The sequence below is a fragment of the Methanoregula sp. genome, assembly GCF_049518935.1.
GTDB lineage: Archaea > Halobacteriota > Methanomicrobia > Methanomicrobiales > Methanospirillaceae > Methanoregula.
In genome coordinates this window covers 1-14,005 of the sequence record NZ_JBEKRH010000012.1, presented here as the reverse complement: position 1 = coordinate 14,005, position 14,005 = coordinate 1, and the positions used below count along the sequence as shown (strand labels likewise).

The following is a 14,005-nucleotide window of genomic DNA, read 5'->3' as shown; positions in this document are numbered from 1 at the left end:
ATTCTTGAGGAATCTCACATGGGAATAAAGCCGTCATATATCAAGTCTATGGGAACCGAACTTCTCGCAAAGCAGCGGGAGAACTTCTCGGGCAGTTTCGATGAGAATAAGGTGCAACTCTCAAGCTCAGCAGTCATTGAGAGCAAGCGTGTCCGGAACCGTATCGCCGGATACATTACAAGAAAAATAAATACCAAAAGACACTCATAACCCTATTTATGTTCGAAGGTGTCCTTCCGGCAATCATAACCCCTTTTAAAAGAAACCCTTCGATGAGCCTGGATGTTCCGGGCCTCGAATGCAACATCGGGTTTCTTCTCTCCCATGGTATTCATGGGATTGTCCCTTGTGGTTCGACGGGCGAATCGGCTACTCTCACGTTCGAGGAACACGAGAAGGTCATTGAAGTCACGGTCGAAAAGATTAATGGAAAGATTCCCGTGCTTGCCGGTACGGGTTCTAATAACACTGCCGAGGCAGTGCGCCTGACGAAGGCGGCGAAGGACATCGGTGCGGACGGCGTGCTTGTGATCAGTCCGTACTACAATAAACCGAACCGGTCCGGCCTGATCAAACATTATGAGAAACTTGCGGACCTCGATATACCGGTGGTTATGTATAACGTCCCGGGACGGACCGGCCAGAACCTGGAGCCGGATCTTATTGCGGAACTGGCACAGCATCCCAATATTGTCGGTGTCAAGGAAGCAAGTGGCAATATCGGGCAGATATCACGGATAATCGAAGAGACCCAGGACGACGACTTCGCGGTCATCTCCGGTGATGACAACATCACTCTGCCTATCCTTGCACTGGGTGGATCCGGTGTGATCTCGGTAGCAGCGAATGTAGATCCGGCCCGGATGGTTGCCTTGTATGAAGCAATGAAGCATGGTGATTACCAGAAAGCACTGGTGCTTCATTATGCAATGTCGCCTCTCTTCCGCTCCATGTTCATCGACACAAACCCGATCCCGGTCAAGAAGGCCGTGGAACTGGCGGGACTTGCCGGTGGGCCGGTTCGGCTGCCGCTCGATGAACTGGATGCAAAAAAGACTGAGCAGCTCAAGAAGATCATTGCTACCATTCCTGCAAAAGCGGCGCCAAAACCAAAAGTACCGGCAAAAAAACCGGTGAAGCCTGCTGCCCGCACAACACGGGCAGCCAGCATAAGGAAGACCCGGTGAACCCGTCATGAAGAAAAAAATTGTTGTATGCGGAGCCTCCGGCCGTATGGGACAGACCATCGGGCGGATGGTTCATGAGTCTTCCGATCTGGAACTGGTCGGCGGGATCAACCTCAAGCCCAGCACCTTCTTTGGTGTCGAGATTGTTGAAACCAGAAATGCCGAGGATCTCCTGAAGCGGACGAAGGCGGACGTGCTGATCGATTTCACGATCGCGAGTGCTGCTGTGGAAAATGTGAAGATGGCGGCCCGCAATAATGTGGCGCTCGTTGTCGGGACAACCGGGTTTTCACCGGAACAGCGTGGCGTAATGGAAACGGCAATCCACGGTCATGTGCCGGCAGTCATCGCGAGCAACTTTTCCGTTGGCGTCAACATCTTCTGGCAGCTCGTGCGGGAATCTGCAAAGCTCCTGAAAGACTATGATATTGAGGTAATCGAGGCGCACCACCGGAACAAGAAAGATGCCCCGAGCGGCACAGCAAAGACAATTCTCCAGATCATTGAGGACGAAGCAGGTGCCCGGAAGAAAGTATATGGTCGTGAGGGCATGACTGAACGGCAGAACGAGATCGGTGTGCACGTGATCCGGGGCGGGGATATCGTGGGCGATCACAAAGTGATGTACTCGAAAAATTTCGAGACAATAGAACTCTCACACCGTGCCTATGACCGATCGGTCTTCGCAAGCGGCGCCCTTCTTGCAGCCCGATGGGTTGTCGGGAAGAAACCTGGTATCTATGGCATGAGCGATGTACTCGGACTGAAGAGATAAATTTTTTTATTTTCCGGGATTTATTCCTGATTCTCCCTTAAAGCGTTGGGTGAATCTTCGGTACCAGGTCTGAACCTCCGCGTTTCATTTCCGTTCTCCTGCATTCTTCCACGATTTCTCCGGCGGTCGTTGTTTGGTATCCCCGATCGTTATTCTGCCGTATTTCCCGAGGACACGAATTCGCGTTTTGAAAACCCCGTGTTTTCTCGCACATTACTTCCGGACAGACCGGGGTTTTACTCAGGAAGCCACCAGCCCGTACCGTGAAATTTTCCCGGGTAAACGCGTCATGATAGTAACCCTTTTTTCCCAATAAAAGAAACATATTTACTGGAGTGAACGAGTTGGTAGCAGTCGTTGACAACGATAAATGTACCGGATGTGAAACCTGCGTGAGCGAATGTCCTGCATCGGCTATCGCCATGGAGAATGACAAGGCAAAGATTGACAAGGACATGTGCGTAGACTGCCAGACCTGCGTTGATGTCTGCCCCTCAGAAGCAATCCACATGGAATAATCCGGTTGAACCGGTTTTTTCAATTGTTTTTGTGTTTCACGAGGGATCACATTTCCCCGGAACACGGTTATCCGCTCTTTGTTTTCTCATTGCTCTGTTAGAATTGGGTATTATCGGTGAGTTCACTGCCTGTAATACGGAACCCGGATTCCCCGTTGGGGAAATTGTAAAAAACAACGTTTTTATCATCAGAAGTAATATGGGACTTTACAATCCGCCATTATATCAGAAACGGGGGATACAGACATACAGGGACACCATGATCAATGTTGGAGTACTCGGTGCAACGGGTGCGGTTGGTCAGCGATTTGTTGAACTTTTAGCAGATCATCCGTGGTTCAAACTTACAACGCTTGCCGCTTCCGAACGCAGTGCGGGAAAACCGTACGGATCGATTGTCAAATGGCGTCTCGATACGCCATTTCCGGAGAATATCGGGAAGCTCAAGGTCGTCTCCACATCGCCCAAAGCGATGAAGAACGTCGATCTTGTCTTTTCTGCCCTTCCGGCTGAGGTAGCAACTGCAACCGAAACCGAATTTGCAGATGCGGGTATCGCGGTCTGCAGCAATGCCAGTTCCCACCGTATGGAACCCACGATCCCCCTCGTAGTACCTGAGGTGAATCCCGAACACCTGGGCCTTATTGATGTCCAGCGGGATAAGGGGCGGGACGGGTTTATTGTCACCAACCCGAACTGCTCTACCATTATGATGGTCACAGCCCTTGCTCCCCTGCGCTCGTTCAAATTCACCGATATTCGGGTCGCTACAATGCAGGCGATCTCCGGGGCCGGGTTTGAGGGTGTGGCTGCGATGGCTATCTGTGACAACGTCATCCCCTACATCGGTAAGGAAGAGGAGAAAATGGAGACCGAAACCCTCAAAATCATGGGAACCCTCAAGGGGGGCAAGGTCCAGAACGCACCATTCCGCGTCAGTGCCAGTTGTCACCGGGTCCCGGTCATTGATGGTCACACGATGGCCATCTGGGCTGACATCAAAGAACCGGTTGATAAACTCAAAGAGGCCTATCGCGATTACAAACCCCCGATCAAGGGTCTCCCGACACAACCGGCGGAATCTGTTCACTTCTTTGATGAGGAGGAACCTGACCGGCCCCAGCCGCGCCTTGATCGCATGCGGGGCAAAGGGATGACCGTCTCTGTTGGTCGTCTTCGTGAGGGTATCCGTTTCATTGCTATGGGTCATAACACGATCCGCGGTGCGGCAGGTGCGAGTGTACTGAACGCAGAACTGATCTCCAAAAAGAAGTATCTATAAGTGGGTGGGACCTATGCAGCAAATGAAAGAGAACACAGTATTCGTTGGAAATAAGCCGGTCATGAACTACGTTCTTGCCGTAGTTACCCAGTTCAACAATGGTGCAGATGAGGTAGCAATCAAGGCACGGGGCAAGGCAATCTCCCGTGCTGTTGATACTGCCGAGATTGCTCTCAACCGCTTTCTCAACGGTGTCACAAAAAAGGAGATTGTGACTTCAACCGAGATCATCGATACAGATTCCGGGAAGACAAATGTTTCATCAATAGAGATCATCCTTACCAATAACAAATAATTTTTTTAAGGTGGTCTGTTTTTCTCGTAAAACTTGTCTTCACCAGTCCATAATCCTGTGAAAATACCCAAAACAATTTAAGGGGATTTCACGAATTTATTATGCTATGCGAGCCCGTGCCATCGCGCTGCTGATCCTACTTTCCCTTTGCATCGCAGCCCCGGCATATGCTGCCAATGAAGATCGGTACAGCTATATTCAGGTTTCGGATATAGCGATCCAACTTGACAACGGGACAGCTCTGATCCATGTGAATTATACCGTGGATGAAGGTACCAGGTTCATCTTCTTTTTACTGGGAAAACAGGATCTCAAGAATAAACTGATGACGATCCTCAATTATGATGATGCACATATGAATCACATCGATCTTTCCAGTGCTGAATTCACGGTTGATAATGCATCTTATTCGTACGGAAATGGCGTTTACTGGTACCCTACCCATGACTTCAATGTGGTCATCCCCAATCTTACGGTAAAATCGCCCCAGACCCTGAAAAATTTCACCATGGTCAAGCAATTCCCGGGTGGTATCGGGTACTTTGGACATGATGATTCTCCGGCGCCCAATGAAGAGATGCTGAATGCTCTTCCTACCACCTCTCCGCAATAAGCGTGAGGGACTCTGTGATCCACCTCTGTTTTTTGAGGGTTTACTGGCAGGATAAGGTGCTGTCGGTTATTTTTAATGCAGAGATATTTTACATTACGATATGTCCTGCAGTATTTCGCGGTGAAGAACCTGGTGTCGTCAAGGATTTCTGTTATCTAATCGGGATGCCGCAATTCCGGAGCTTTGCTTTCTCCGGCAGTACGCGACAGATGAAATTATTTTCAATGATATTGGATAGAAAAGTGATTACGAATACCGGTTACATCACTTCGATAATTTCCTGTTTGCGCAATTCCGCAATTTTTTTGTTGACAAAGAACTGCGTTATTACTCCGGCAATGGCGGCGACAATGCCTCCAATCGTTGACCAGAGAATATATTTTGATGTTGTATCCGTAGAAAGGGGAAAGTCAGGTACCCCGTTCATAGTGATGAGGAATATACTTGCACCGTAGAGGATGAGTCCGATAGCGGTGACAAAGAATGGGAAGACTATTACTTTACCAAGATTCTCACGCTCATTATTGTAGACATCGATAATAACCCCAACAGAAAGGACAAGGCCGGCTGGGATCAACCATCCAAGGGCTCCGAATAAGAATGTCATAAGATAAGTGACGAGGCCAAGGCTGCCATCAGAGGAATAATACTTGAGGATATTTATGAAACCTACGGTAAATCCGATAATGATCAGGAGTATCGTTGTTGTATACGTAACGAATGAAAACCTCCCCCGGGAAAGAGAGAGTTTGAGAGCATCCCATATTCCATGGAACAGCTCGTCAAATCCCAATCCTTTATAGAGCAGGTAACATCCAATCACGCCTACGACAATTATCGTTGCTATTCCGGGAGAACCGGCAAGGTACGCAATCGCATACAGCAGCATCGCGAGCCCGATGGGGATGAAGACCATCCGTGAGATCTTCGGGTCATCGAAGAATTTTTTCAGGATGTAGTATGTCCCTTCAAGATTGGGCATCTGGTTGACGATTACTCTCCGGATACTGGAGACCGGGATCTTTGACTGGATGATCGGAATGACGTACTCGTCTTCAGCGCCATCGGTAACGAGGATACAGTTTGTTGCCTGTGTCTCGATGACCACTTTCTCCAGTGATGCGGCAATACGGCGGTCGCCCTCAATCATATGAAGGTGATTCCCTGCTACAACCGCTATTGCCGTATCCTCACCTTTTGCTGTCAGTTCATCGTAAATCTTGATCGCTGAAAAAATGGCGTTGACATCCGAGTCCTCAGGGTCTGCGAGCGCGAGTGTATTTGCAGCCCTCAGGCATGCCGCCCTGCCGATGCACGGACTTTCGACCTGCGCCTTCCATCCGATGTCATCGTCACGGTCGACACTCAGTACTAAAGTCCGCCCCAACGTCATTATATCTATAAAATCACCGTAAATCTATTAAATTATTGCTGACGCCAAAAAAAGGAAAAAAAATGGAAATCAGATGAGTTTTGAGCGCTGGAGGAGCAGAATATCGTCGGTGGTGAGTTTCTCGCCAGCCCGGAAATTCTTGAAGAGGCTCTCTGCTTCCTTCCTGACTGCCTTCTGCTCTTTGGAGACCTTGACTTTTTTGGTCTTCTTGCGCAGACCGGAGATAACCTTATCGTAATCGCGGAGTTCTTTCTGGCACGCAATGAAGAACTTGTGCTCGGAATCTGCGGCTTCCTGTGATTCGACAAAACTCTTGTGGGCTGCGTCCGCAGCCTCACGGGACTTGTCTGCCTTGCGGTATGACTCAACCATGAGGTCGTGGTGTTTCTGGGCAAGCTCAGCTACTTCGGTGACTTTTGCATGGAGATCGGATGCCGCCTTGCGGAAATCCCGGGCCTCGGTGACCTTAGTGCGCATCTCCTTGTTCTGCTCGAGCTCGGCTTCCTGTTCCCGCACCTGGCCTTTCATCTGCTTGATCTTCTCGATCAACTCACGTTCCTTATCAGTGGTGAAGACCTCGGTCTGCTGGCGGTACTCCATATACTCGATCTGCTTCTGGAGTTCCTTGATTCCCCGGTTTTTTAAGGAACCGTGCTCTTTCTTGAACGATTCAATATCTTCAAAAAGGACATTTGCCTTGTCGTTGAGATCATTGCGCTGGGCCTTGATATCGAGGACTTCCTGGTTGTATTTGTCCCGGAGATCTTTGTTCTTCTGCGCCTCTTCGACAAACTCGCGGGTCTGGTTGTTAAGAGTGTTGCGTTCCCGGGCTGATTTGCTTGCAGAAGCATTCAGCTCATTGCGGTGGTTTTTGTGTTCTTCAGACTCGGCAAGAATTTTTTTTCTCTTTTCCATCAGGTCATTCAGCATGCGTTACCAACTCCTCATCAGATTCTCCTTGTATGGGAGGCGTGAGTTTTTACTTGAGGCGTTTGTGATCAAAACGGGAGGAAATTTCCGTCCGTCCGGATCACACATTTTACAACTCTGCATCAAGGATGCAGGACGAAAAACATCAGAAAAGGCAATCAGCGCAGAATTCAGGTAAGACTTCCCGGTGAAGTCTTTGTTCAACACTCTGTTCATGATGTTCAACTCCCGATACCGGGGCAAACGGTCAGAAGGTCGTTTACCCCCATCCTCCCAGCGAAGGATTGGTCGAATGTACTATATTTTAAAGGAGCCGAGGATTATTAAGCATTTCGCCGATTTTCAGGAGTGAACTGCCGGGAATGACGATCCTAATGAGCTGAAGGAAGATAATGACAAAAAGGGTGTTGGTCGTTGGATTGAACCAACAGTTCCTGAATTACTATGGAATTTTTTGGATTTTTAGATTTTTTATGTGCGTGGTGTTGGAATTAACCGACCCATTCAAGGACGCCGCCGCCACTTGGCTGGTCCCTGCCGCTCCTCTTGGCCACGGGCATCTCAACTGCCTTGGGGTTGGAGCGCTTGCTCTCGATGTCTTCGATCATGGTCTTGTATGACTGGCGTGTACCGAGTATCTGCGCGCTCTTGACACCGGTCATGATGGCGAGGACACGGATCTTCCCTTCCATATCGCTGCGGACCCGGGCGCCCCAGATGACATCTGCGTGGGGGTCGAGTTCGTACGTGAGCGAGGTTGCGACTTCTTCTGCATCCTGCAGGGTGAGGTCGGTACCGCCCGTGATGTGGATCAGGCTGCCGGTTGCGCCACGGTAGTCGATATCGAGCATCGGGTTGCTCAGGCACTCGCGGACAACGCTCTCTGCCTTGTTCTGCTGCTTGCTCTCACCGACGAGCATGACTGCTACGCCACCCTTGGACATAATTGCCCTGACATCTGCATAGTCGATGTTGATAAGTGAGGGCTCTGTGATCGTTTCCGAGATACCCTTTACTGTCTCACCAATGAGCTGGTCCATGACCGAGAATGCCTGTCCCAGCGGGAGGTTCGGGACAAAGTTCTTCAGCCTGTTGTTATCCAGAACAATGACGGAGTCCGCTGCGGATGCAAGTGCCTCGAGACCTTCTTCTGCACGGATAAGTCTTGCCTTCTCAACCTGGAACGGATAACTGACCATGCCTACTACGATGGCGCCCTGTTCCTTTGCTACCTGCGCTACGACGGGTGCGGAACCGGTACCGGTACCTCCTCCCATTCCTGCAGTGATGAAGACAAGATCTGCGGATTCGAGGATTGCCTCAAGGGTCGGGCGAGCCATCTCTGCTGCGCGTTTACCAACATCGGGGTAACCGCCGGCACCGAGACCTTTTGTCAAGGATTTCCCGATGAGGATACGCTTGTCCGCCTGGATCATATCCAGGTGCTGCTTGTCCGTGTTAATTGCAATCGTTTCTGCACCGGAGACTCCCATGTGGTGGATACGGTTCACGGTGTTGTTACCTGCCCCACCGCATCCGATGATGACGATTCTTGGCTGTCCAACGAAGTCATCATCCAGTGCGTTGGTGCTGCCGGGCTTGTTAATCTCTTTCTCAAGCTCGGCGTTTTTTAGTGCATCGTTGATAATACTCTGCATGTCTACCCTCTCAAACCTTGAATGAAACCTGGTCACTTTCCTTCAGGACACGGCTGGCGCGTTTTTCTACAAGTTCACGGACCGCTGCCCGCACCGCTTCAGAGACATTGGGATACTCACCAGAGTCTACCATCTGCTGGAGCAGGTTGATCTGCTGTTCGGGCAACCGGAGCGTGATTCTTTGCATCATCGTATCTCACATTTCTGACATATGTCTGGCTTCTGTCGTTCATATGTCAGACAAAGAGAACCCTTGTGTCTGACTTAACCAGATGAATCAAAATAAAACATAAATCTATATAAACTTTCTTCTTTGCATGCGCCAACCTCTTCACAATGCATTTATGACAGATTATCCAATTATTGGATAAATAGACTGGATTTTTATGACTTTTGATTTTCCAGAACGGGTCATGCATGGGGGTACCGGGAAGCTTCAGCGCGAAAAAACGCACAAAAATGTGTTGGATTTCAGCGCGAGCACAAATCCATATCCCCCATCATTTGCCTGGAAGCCCGATCCTTTTGACCTGTCTTACTATCCTGATGATACCTATACTGAACTGAAAGAGCGTATAGGAAAAATTTTCAAACGGGATCCGTCGGAAATTTGTGTTGGGAATGGGTCCATTGAGTTGATCCGGGTTTTTTGTTCTGTAGTTTTCCGTGATCCGTCTCGCAAGAAATTGTTTTTTACCGATATTCCAACGTTTGGTGAATATGCATTGTCGGCCCGTCTTGCCGGCGCAAAACAGACCAATATTGCAGAAACTGTGGATGTAGAATTCCTGTGTAATCCCAATAACCCCACGGGTACCCTGACAAAAAAGGCAGATGTTCTTGCCCGGTTGCAATCTCACAAAGACACCGGCAGTTTCCTCTTTTGTGATGAGGCATTTATAGAATTGTCTGATCCTCATGAGAGCGTAGCTGATGTGTGCGATCCCGGCCTGTTCGTTTTGCGATCGCTGACCAAAAGTTTTTCAGTACCCGGGATCCGGTTCGGGTACGGCTTTGGGGATGCGGATCTTATTGAACAAATAGAAACGGCCCGATCCCCCTGGACCGTTAATGCCTTCGCAGAGTCATATGCCATGGAAGCACTCCTGCATATAGATGAGCTGGATGCATCACGCGTTGCCATTGATCGGGAACGTGCCTGGCTTGTTGCACAGATCACCCCTTTTGGCCTGATCTGTTCCCCCTCCTCTGTAAATTACCTGCTTGTTAATTGCAGGAAGAATGTTGCATCTCTTTGCGAACGTCTTGCACAGAATGGCGTTCTTGTCCGTGACTGTACATCATTCGGTCTCCCGGAATGCATACGGATTGCGGTCAGGACTCATGAAGAAAATGCCCGTCTTATTGAGGTAATGGCAGCATGCGTGCACTGATAATGGCAGGTGGTGAGGGAAGCCGGCTCAATCTCGGTGAAAAACCATTGATCCCGGTGAATGGCCAGCCGATGATTGCCTATGTTGTGGAAGCGTTTCGATCAGCCGGGTGCGAACCCGTTGTTGCAATCTCACCAAGAACACCAATGACCCTGAACTGGTGCAGAGCACGAGGTGTCGCCTTCTGTAAATCCGAAGGGCATGGCTATATTGATGATATGATCGATGCCGTTGAGGAACTGGATGAGCAGGAATCCCTTTTTATCTGCGTCTCTGATATCCCCGGCATTACTTCTGACAATATTCGCTATATTTGGGATACATATGCGTCTGTGGGGAACGATGCCTTATCGGTATGGGTACCGGCAAACTTAGTCAAATCATGTCGGGGTGGTATGCCGTACCGGGAGCATATTCATGGTATTGAGGCATGTCCTGCCGGTGTCAATATCCTGCGTGCGGATCAAATCACAGAGGTCCAGAGCGAATTCGCCCTTCTTCTGGATGACCCCGGGCTTGCACTGAACGTAAATACCCGGGCAGACCTTGCCGCTGCAGAACTCTTCCTCCAAGAAAGGGCGGCTTTAAATTCCTGATGGAAATCGCCGCAATTTTCGGAGAATTCGTCCCAATCTGTGACATTCAATCCAAAATAAGGATAATCCTGCCATATTTTTCAGGAATGCATATTAAGGTGCATCACCCAAGATCATAGTATTATGGCAGAGTCGCAGGAGATCGAGCTGCGGGGTCACATCATTGATTCCGGTATCATGACGCAGCTCTTTGATCGGGTCATGGACATGGGGGGGAATTTCGAGATCCTCGTCTTTGAAGTCGGCAAGAAAAAGACAGACCCGAGCTATGCCCGCCTGCGTATCGCAGCCTCCAGCAGGGAAACACTGCAGTCAATCCTTTCCGAACTTCACCGTCTTGGCGCCCGCCCGCTCAAAGTCAAAGATGTCCATCTTGTTCCTGCTGAAGCTGATCGTGTCGTGCCCAAGGGATTTTACACCACCACTAACCACCCAACTCAGGTGAAATATTGTGGTGAATGGATCCCAGTTCAGGCAATCGAAATGGACTTTCTCATCGTGGTCAATCCTGAAGAGAAGATAGCCGTAGCTAAACCGCTCGGGAAGGTGCAGAAAGGTAATCTTGTTGTTGTGGGAGAACAGGGTGTTGGTGTCAGTTACCCTGAACGACCCCGGGAACAGAGCACATTCGAGTTTATGCACGGGACGGTTTCTCCCGAACGACCCAGCGAGACACTCATTGCCAAGATCGCAAAAGAGATCCTCGAAGTCCGGAAAAACGGGGGAAAGATTGCCGTCGTTGGGGGTCCTGCAATTATCCATACCGGTGCAGACAGAGCGCTGGCCGGCATGATTCATGACGGGTACATTGATGTCCTTTTTGCCGGTAATGCTCTTGCAACCCACGATATTGAGTATAATTTATATGGGACTTCGCTTGGCATGGATATCTCCACCGGGAAACCCGTGATGGGTGGCCACCGCCACCATCTCTATGCAATCAGCGAGATCATGCGGGCAGGATCGATCAAAAATGCGGTCGATACCGGTGTTGTGACCGGAGGCATTATGTATGAATGCATAAAGCACAATATTCCTTTTGTCCTTGCCGGTTCCATCCGCGATGACGGGCCTCTGCCGGATGTGATCCTGGATGTGATGGAGGCGCAGGATGCCATGCGGAAACATATCGAAGGCTGCAGCATGGTAGTGATGATTGCCACCCTTCTTCATTCCATTGCCGTAGGTAACTGCCTTCCATCCAGTGTCAAAACTGTCTGCGTTGATATCAACCCGGCCCACCTGACAAAACTGATGGATCGCGGTACGACACAGGCAATTGGGATAGTCTCGGATGCGGGAACGTTCCTGCCGCTGTTGGCGAAACAGCTTGAGATTCAGAGTTGTGCAGCAAAAAAGTAATTTTTTACCGCGTCAGTGGCATACTGTGTGGCTTCTCGCTTTCAAGGACAAATTCCCACTCATGTTTGCAATCACATGTGGTATCCAGTAAGGCACCGATGAGATCCCGGTCTGCGTTGAGCGAATAATCGCGGATACCCTTCACCAGTTCATAATCGCAGCTTCCGCAATTATGCGGACCTCTTTTCTGGCCGCCACCGAGCGGATCACAGGTCATATGAACCGGCGAATTCATGAGCAATGTCAGAACACTCCAGAGATATGGCGGGCGGTATGCCCCCCGCTTCCAGTAGTACTCCATTTCCGTATTTCGCTGCACTGTGCAGGGATTCATGGAGATCAGGTCGGCGTATGGGGTGATGTCCCGAAGTGTTGCCTTCATATCATCAACCGCTTCCCGTTCCGTTAAGAAGAGGGGTTTGAACAGCAGGTATACCTTGACACCGGCACCGGTCGCGCGGGCAACAGTTACAGCCGACGTGAAATCAGCGAAATCAAATCCTTTATTGATGCATTTTTCCCGGATCTGGTCATTGCTGGTCTCAAGGCCAATAGCACAATAAAGTGGGTTTTTCCAGCTGCCATCATTAATAGCCTCGATAAATGGCGTGAATGCATCCTCTGTTACGTATTCCGGCCGGGTCTCTGCGATCAACAGTTTCCCCCGGAATGTTGATGCGACTTCGTTTCTGAATGCAGGCGGTACTTCAGCGGGATCGAAAAAACTACCCGAAGTAAATATTTTAACCATCCGGTATTCATCCAACCGGTGCTCCCTCAATACCCACGCAAGCTGTGCTTTGAGGTGGCGTGTGAGTTCGTCGCAGCTCTGTTCGCCGTACCTCTCGTGACGATAACTGCACATGCGGCACCGTGACCAGCTGCACCCGCCACTCCTGAAGATAATTGTTAAGCAATCCAGGAGTTCACTGCCATATCGCTCTTTTCCCCGCCAGCATGCAAGCGGTTTTTCGGGTATTTCAGAAATCATTAACATCCTATTAGTTGATCTGATATAGATGAAAAAGATCGTCCTGCTGGTGTTAGGACTTCTCTTTCTGTCGGGATGGGTATCGGCATATCAGGTCAATATTGATGCTCCGGATTCACTTACTGTCGGAAAGCCCCTCATTGTGACCGGTACGACAACCTTCGGTGTCGGGACACCGATCGATGTCGTATTGTACTACCAACTCACCACAACGACGGAAATTCATAGAAATATTGTCTACGTCCAGTCGGACAAGACATTTAAATCTGTTTTTGACACAACCGACTTGAAAAAAGGAACCTATAAGGTCGAAGTACCGGCAAATGGTCTTGGGGATTCAATAAATATGCGGGTCATCCAGCTCGTGGACCGTGAGGATGATATTTACTTGGTATCACCCCTCAACCAAAGTTTCAGCGGCAAAATCTATATCGCCGGAAATATCAATGGAGATGAAAACGCCGGGGTCCAGATAGAAGTAACGGATACTGACGGCCTATTAGTGTTCGGGCCCCAATACGTAAATACGAACAATGCAGGAAATTTTGCTGCTGATATCCCGATTTCCCAGACAGGTGATTATGACGTGAGTTTCACCGATGCACGAGGGTTCATTGGTACCCGTACGATCTCTGTTGTCGAGCAACTTTCCCCTGCTTCCTCCTCAATTGTGACGCAAACAACTGCGTTCCCCTCAGTTTCCACCCCGTTTGCGGCAAGTGAACCACCACAAACCGCGACACCTGCGCCTTCATCCCCAATCTTGCCTGCTGCAAGTATTGCTGTAGTCTGTTTCGCAGTTGCTCTTGTGAGGATACGAAAAAATCATTAAAACACTACGTCGGTTGTCTGGCAGACCGGAGATCCACTCAGTACCACATTTCGCCCGAAGAAGCCTTTTTTACATCTGACCACCAACATATGGAGCATTGCCGGGGTAGTCTAGTCCGGGAAGGCGGTAGCCTTGAAAGCTACTGGTGCCCTGCACCTCAAGAGTTCAAATCTCTTCCC

16 protein-coding genes are annotated in these 14,005 nt (G+C 49.7%); 11 read left to right on the top strand and 5 right to left on the bottom strand.

Annotated features, from left to right (window positions below; all coding sequences use genetic code 11):
* Window positions 1–18 precede the first annotated feature (18 nt).
* From ABSE13_RS08500 to ABSE13_RS08470, 7 genes are all read left to right on the top strand, one after another.
* Window positions 19–210, top strand: a complete 192-nt coding sequence (locus ABSE13_RS08500) for a 30S ribosomal protein S17e (protein ID WP_424025506.1) — start codon at window positions 19–21, stop codon at window positions 208–210.
* Window positions 211–218: 8 nt separating this feature from the next.
* The gene (gene dapA / locus ABSE13_RS08495) at window positions 219–1,187 is read left to right on the top strand and encodes a 4-hydroxy-tetrahydrodipicolinate synthase (protein ID WP_424028086.1); all 969 of its coding nucleotides are present in this window, start codon (window positions 219–221) and stop codon (window positions 1,185–1,187) included.
* Between the two features lie 46 nt (window positions 1,188–1,233).
* The gene (gene dapB / locus ABSE13_RS08490) at window positions 1,234–1,962 is read left to right on the top strand and encodes a 4-hydroxy-tetrahydrodipicolinate reductase (protein ID WP_424028085.1); all 729 of its coding nucleotides are present in this window, start codon (window positions 1,234–1,236) and stop codon (window positions 1,960–1,962) included.
* A gap of 344 nt (window positions 1,963–2,306) precedes the next feature.
* Entirely contained in the window at window positions 2,307–2,480 is a 174-nt protein-coding gene (locus ABSE13_RS08485; protein WP_424028142.1) for a ferredoxin family protein, read from the top strand.
* 259 nt (window positions 2,481–2,739) lie between these two features.
* Entirely contained in the window at window positions 2,740–3,762 is a 1,023-nt protein-coding gene (asd, locus tag ABSE13_RS08480; RefSeq protein ID WP_424028084.1) for an aspartate-semialdehyde dehydrogenase, read from the top strand.
* 22 nt (window positions 3,763–3,784) lie between these two features.
* A complete protein-coding gene (albA, locus tag ABSE13_RS08475; RefSeq protein ID WP_424028083.1) occupies window positions 3,785–4,057 on the top strand; it encodes a DNA-binding protein Alba in 273 nt (90 codons plus the stop codon).
* Window positions 4,058–4,163: 106 nt separating this feature from the next.
* A complete protein-coding gene (locus ABSE13_RS08470; protein WP_424028082.1) occupies window positions 4,164–4,670 on the top strand; it encodes a hypothetical protein in 507 nt (168 codons plus the stop codon).
* Window positions 4,671–4,929: 259 nt separating this feature from the next.
* Here the strand turns inward: ABSE13_RS08470 and ABSE13_RS08465 are convergent, their stop codons facing one another.
* From ABSE13_RS08465 to ABSE13_RS08450, 4 genes are all read right to left on the bottom strand, one after another.
* The gene (locus ABSE13_RS08465) at window positions 4,930–6,063 is read right to left on the bottom strand and encodes a DUF373 family protein (protein ID WP_424028081.1); all 1,134 of its coding nucleotides are present in this window, start codon (window positions 6,061–6,063) and stop codon (window positions 4,930–4,932) included.
* Between the two features lie 69 nt (window positions 6,064–6,132).
* Complete coding sequence (locus ABSE13_RS08460) at window positions 6,133–6,993, bottom strand: coiled-coil protein (RefSeq protein ID WP_424028080.1); 861 nt, start codon at window positions 6,991–6,993, stop codon at window positions 6,133–6,135.
* Window positions 6,994–7,484: 491 nt separating this feature from the next.
* Window positions 7,485–8,651, bottom strand: a complete 1,167-nt coding sequence (gene ftsZ, locus ABSE13_RS08455) for a cell division protein FtsZ (RefSeq protein ID WP_424028079.1) — start codon at window positions 8,649–8,651, stop codon at window positions 7,485–7,487.
* Between the two features lie 10 nt (window positions 8,652–8,661).
* Window positions 8,662–8,841: a ribbon-helix-helix domain-containing protein gene (locus ABSE13_RS08450; protein WP_015285751.1), complete on the bottom strand. Its 180-nt coding sequence runs from the start codon at window positions 8,839–8,841 to the stop codon at window positions 8,662–8,664.
* 196 nt (window positions 8,842–9,037) lie between these two features.
* On the opposite strand from ABSE13_RS08450, the gene ABSE13_RS08445 reads away from it, so the two are divergent.
* The 3 genes from ABSE13_RS08445 (at window position 9,038) to ABSE13_RS08435 (ending at window position 12,003) form a co-directional block, all read left to right on the top strand.
* Window positions 9,038–10,045, top strand: a complete 1,008-nt coding sequence (locus tag ABSE13_RS08445) for a pyridoxal phosphate-dependent aminotransferase (RefSeq protein ID WP_424028078.1) — start codon at window positions 9,038–9,040, stop codon at window positions 10,043–10,045.
* On the top strand, window positions 10,033–10,641 hold the full coding sequence (locus ABSE13_RS08440; RefSeq protein WP_424028077.1) for an NTP transferase domain-containing protein: 609 nt from the start codon (window positions 10,033–10,035) through the stop codon (window positions 10,639–10,641). Before ABSE13_RS08445 ends, ABSE13_RS08440 begins: the two co-directional genes overlap by 13 nt.
* Before the next feature lie 123 nt (window positions 10,642–10,764).
* Window positions 10,765–12,003: an ornithine cyclodeaminase, nickel-pincer nucleotide-dependent gene (locus ABSE13_RS08435; protein WP_424028076.1), complete on the top strand. Its 1,239-nt coding sequence runs from the start codon at window positions 10,765–10,767 to the stop codon at window positions 12,001–12,003.
* A gap of 4 nt (window positions 12,004–12,007) precedes the next feature.
* Here ABSE13_RS08435 and ABSE13_RS08430 read toward each other — a convergent pair whose 3' ends face one another.
* On the bottom strand, window positions 12,008–12,994 hold the full coding sequence (locus tag ABSE13_RS08430; RefSeq protein WP_424028075.1) for an archaeosine biosynthesis radical SAM protein RaSEA: 987 nt from the start codon (window positions 12,992–12,994) through the stop codon (window positions 12,008–12,010).
* A gap of 28 nt (window positions 12,995–13,022) precedes the next feature.
* On the opposite strand from ABSE13_RS08430, the gene ABSE13_RS08425 reads away from it, so the two are divergent.
* Window positions 13,023–13,826, top strand: coding sequence for a hypothetical protein (locus ABSE13_RS08425; protein ID WP_424028074.1), 804 nt, complete (start codon window positions 13,023–13,025; stop codon window positions 13,824–13,826).
* Window positions 13,827–14,005 lie beyond the last annotated feature (179 nt).

What these genes read in the sequence shown, in the direction of transcription:
- ABSE13_RS08430 (WP_424028075.1), bottom strand. Translation starts at nt 12,994, where the DNA reads ATGATTTCTGAAATACCCGAAAAACCGCTTGCATGCTGGCGGGGAAAA.
- ABSE13_RS08470 (WP_424028082.1), top strand. Translation starts at nt 4,164, where the DNA reads ATGCGAGCCCGTGCCATCGCGCTGCTGATCCTACTTTCCCTTTGCATC.
- ABSE13_RS08425 (WP_424028074.1), top strand. Translation starts at nt 13,023, where the DNA reads ATGAAAAAGATCGTCCTGCTGGTGTTAGGACTTCTCTTTCTGTCGGGA.
- ABSE13_RS08435 (WP_424028076.1), top strand. Translation starts at nt 10,765, where the DNA reads ATGGCAGAGTCGCAGGAGATCGAGCTGCGGGGTCACATCATTGATTCC.
- ABSE13_RS08465 (WP_424028081.1), bottom strand. Translation starts at nt 6,063, where the DNA reads ATGACGTTGGGGCGGACTTTAGTACTGAGTGTCGACCGTGACGATGAC.
- ABSE13_RS08445 (WP_424028078.1), top strand. Translation starts at nt 9,038, where the DNA reads ATGACTTTTGATTTTCCAGAACGGGTCATGCATGGGGGTACCGGGAAG.
- dapA (WP_424028086.1), top strand. Translation starts at nt 219, where the DNA reads ATGTTCGAAGGTGTCCTTCCGGCAATCATAACCCCTTTTAAAAGAAAC.
- ABSE13_RS08450 (WP_015285751.1), bottom strand. Translation starts at nt 8,841, where the DNA reads ATGATGCAAAGAATCACGCTCCGGTTGCCCGAACAGCAGATCAACCTG.
- ABSE13_RS08500 (WP_424025506.1), top strand. Translation starts at nt 19, where the DNA reads ATGGGAATAAAGCCGTCATATATCAAGTCTATGGGAACCGAACTTCTC.
- dapB (WP_424028085.1), top strand. Translation starts at nt 1,234, where the DNA reads ATGGGACAGACCATCGGGCGGATGGTTCATGAGTCTTCCGATCTGGAA.
- ABSE13_RS08440 (WP_424028077.1), top strand. Translation starts at nt 10,033, where the DNA reads ATGCGTGCACTGATAATGGCAGGTGGTGAGGGAAGCCGGCTCAATCTC.
- ABSE13_RS08460 (WP_424028080.1), bottom strand. Translation starts at nt 6,993, where the DNA reads ATGCTGAATGACCTGATGGAAAAGAGAAAAAAAATTCTTGCCGAGTCT.
- ftsZ (WP_424028079.1), bottom strand. Translation starts at nt 8,651, where the DNA reads ATGCAGAGTATTATCAACGATGCACTAAAAAACGCCGAGCTTGAGAAA.
- albA (WP_424028083.1), top strand. Translation starts at nt 3,785, where the DNA reads ATGAAAGAGAACACAGTATTCGTTGGAAATAAGCCGGTCATGAACTAC.
- asd (WP_424028084.1), top strand. Translation starts at nt 2,740, where the DNA reads ATGATCAATGTTGGAGTACTCGGTGCAACGGGTGCGGTTGGTCAGCGA.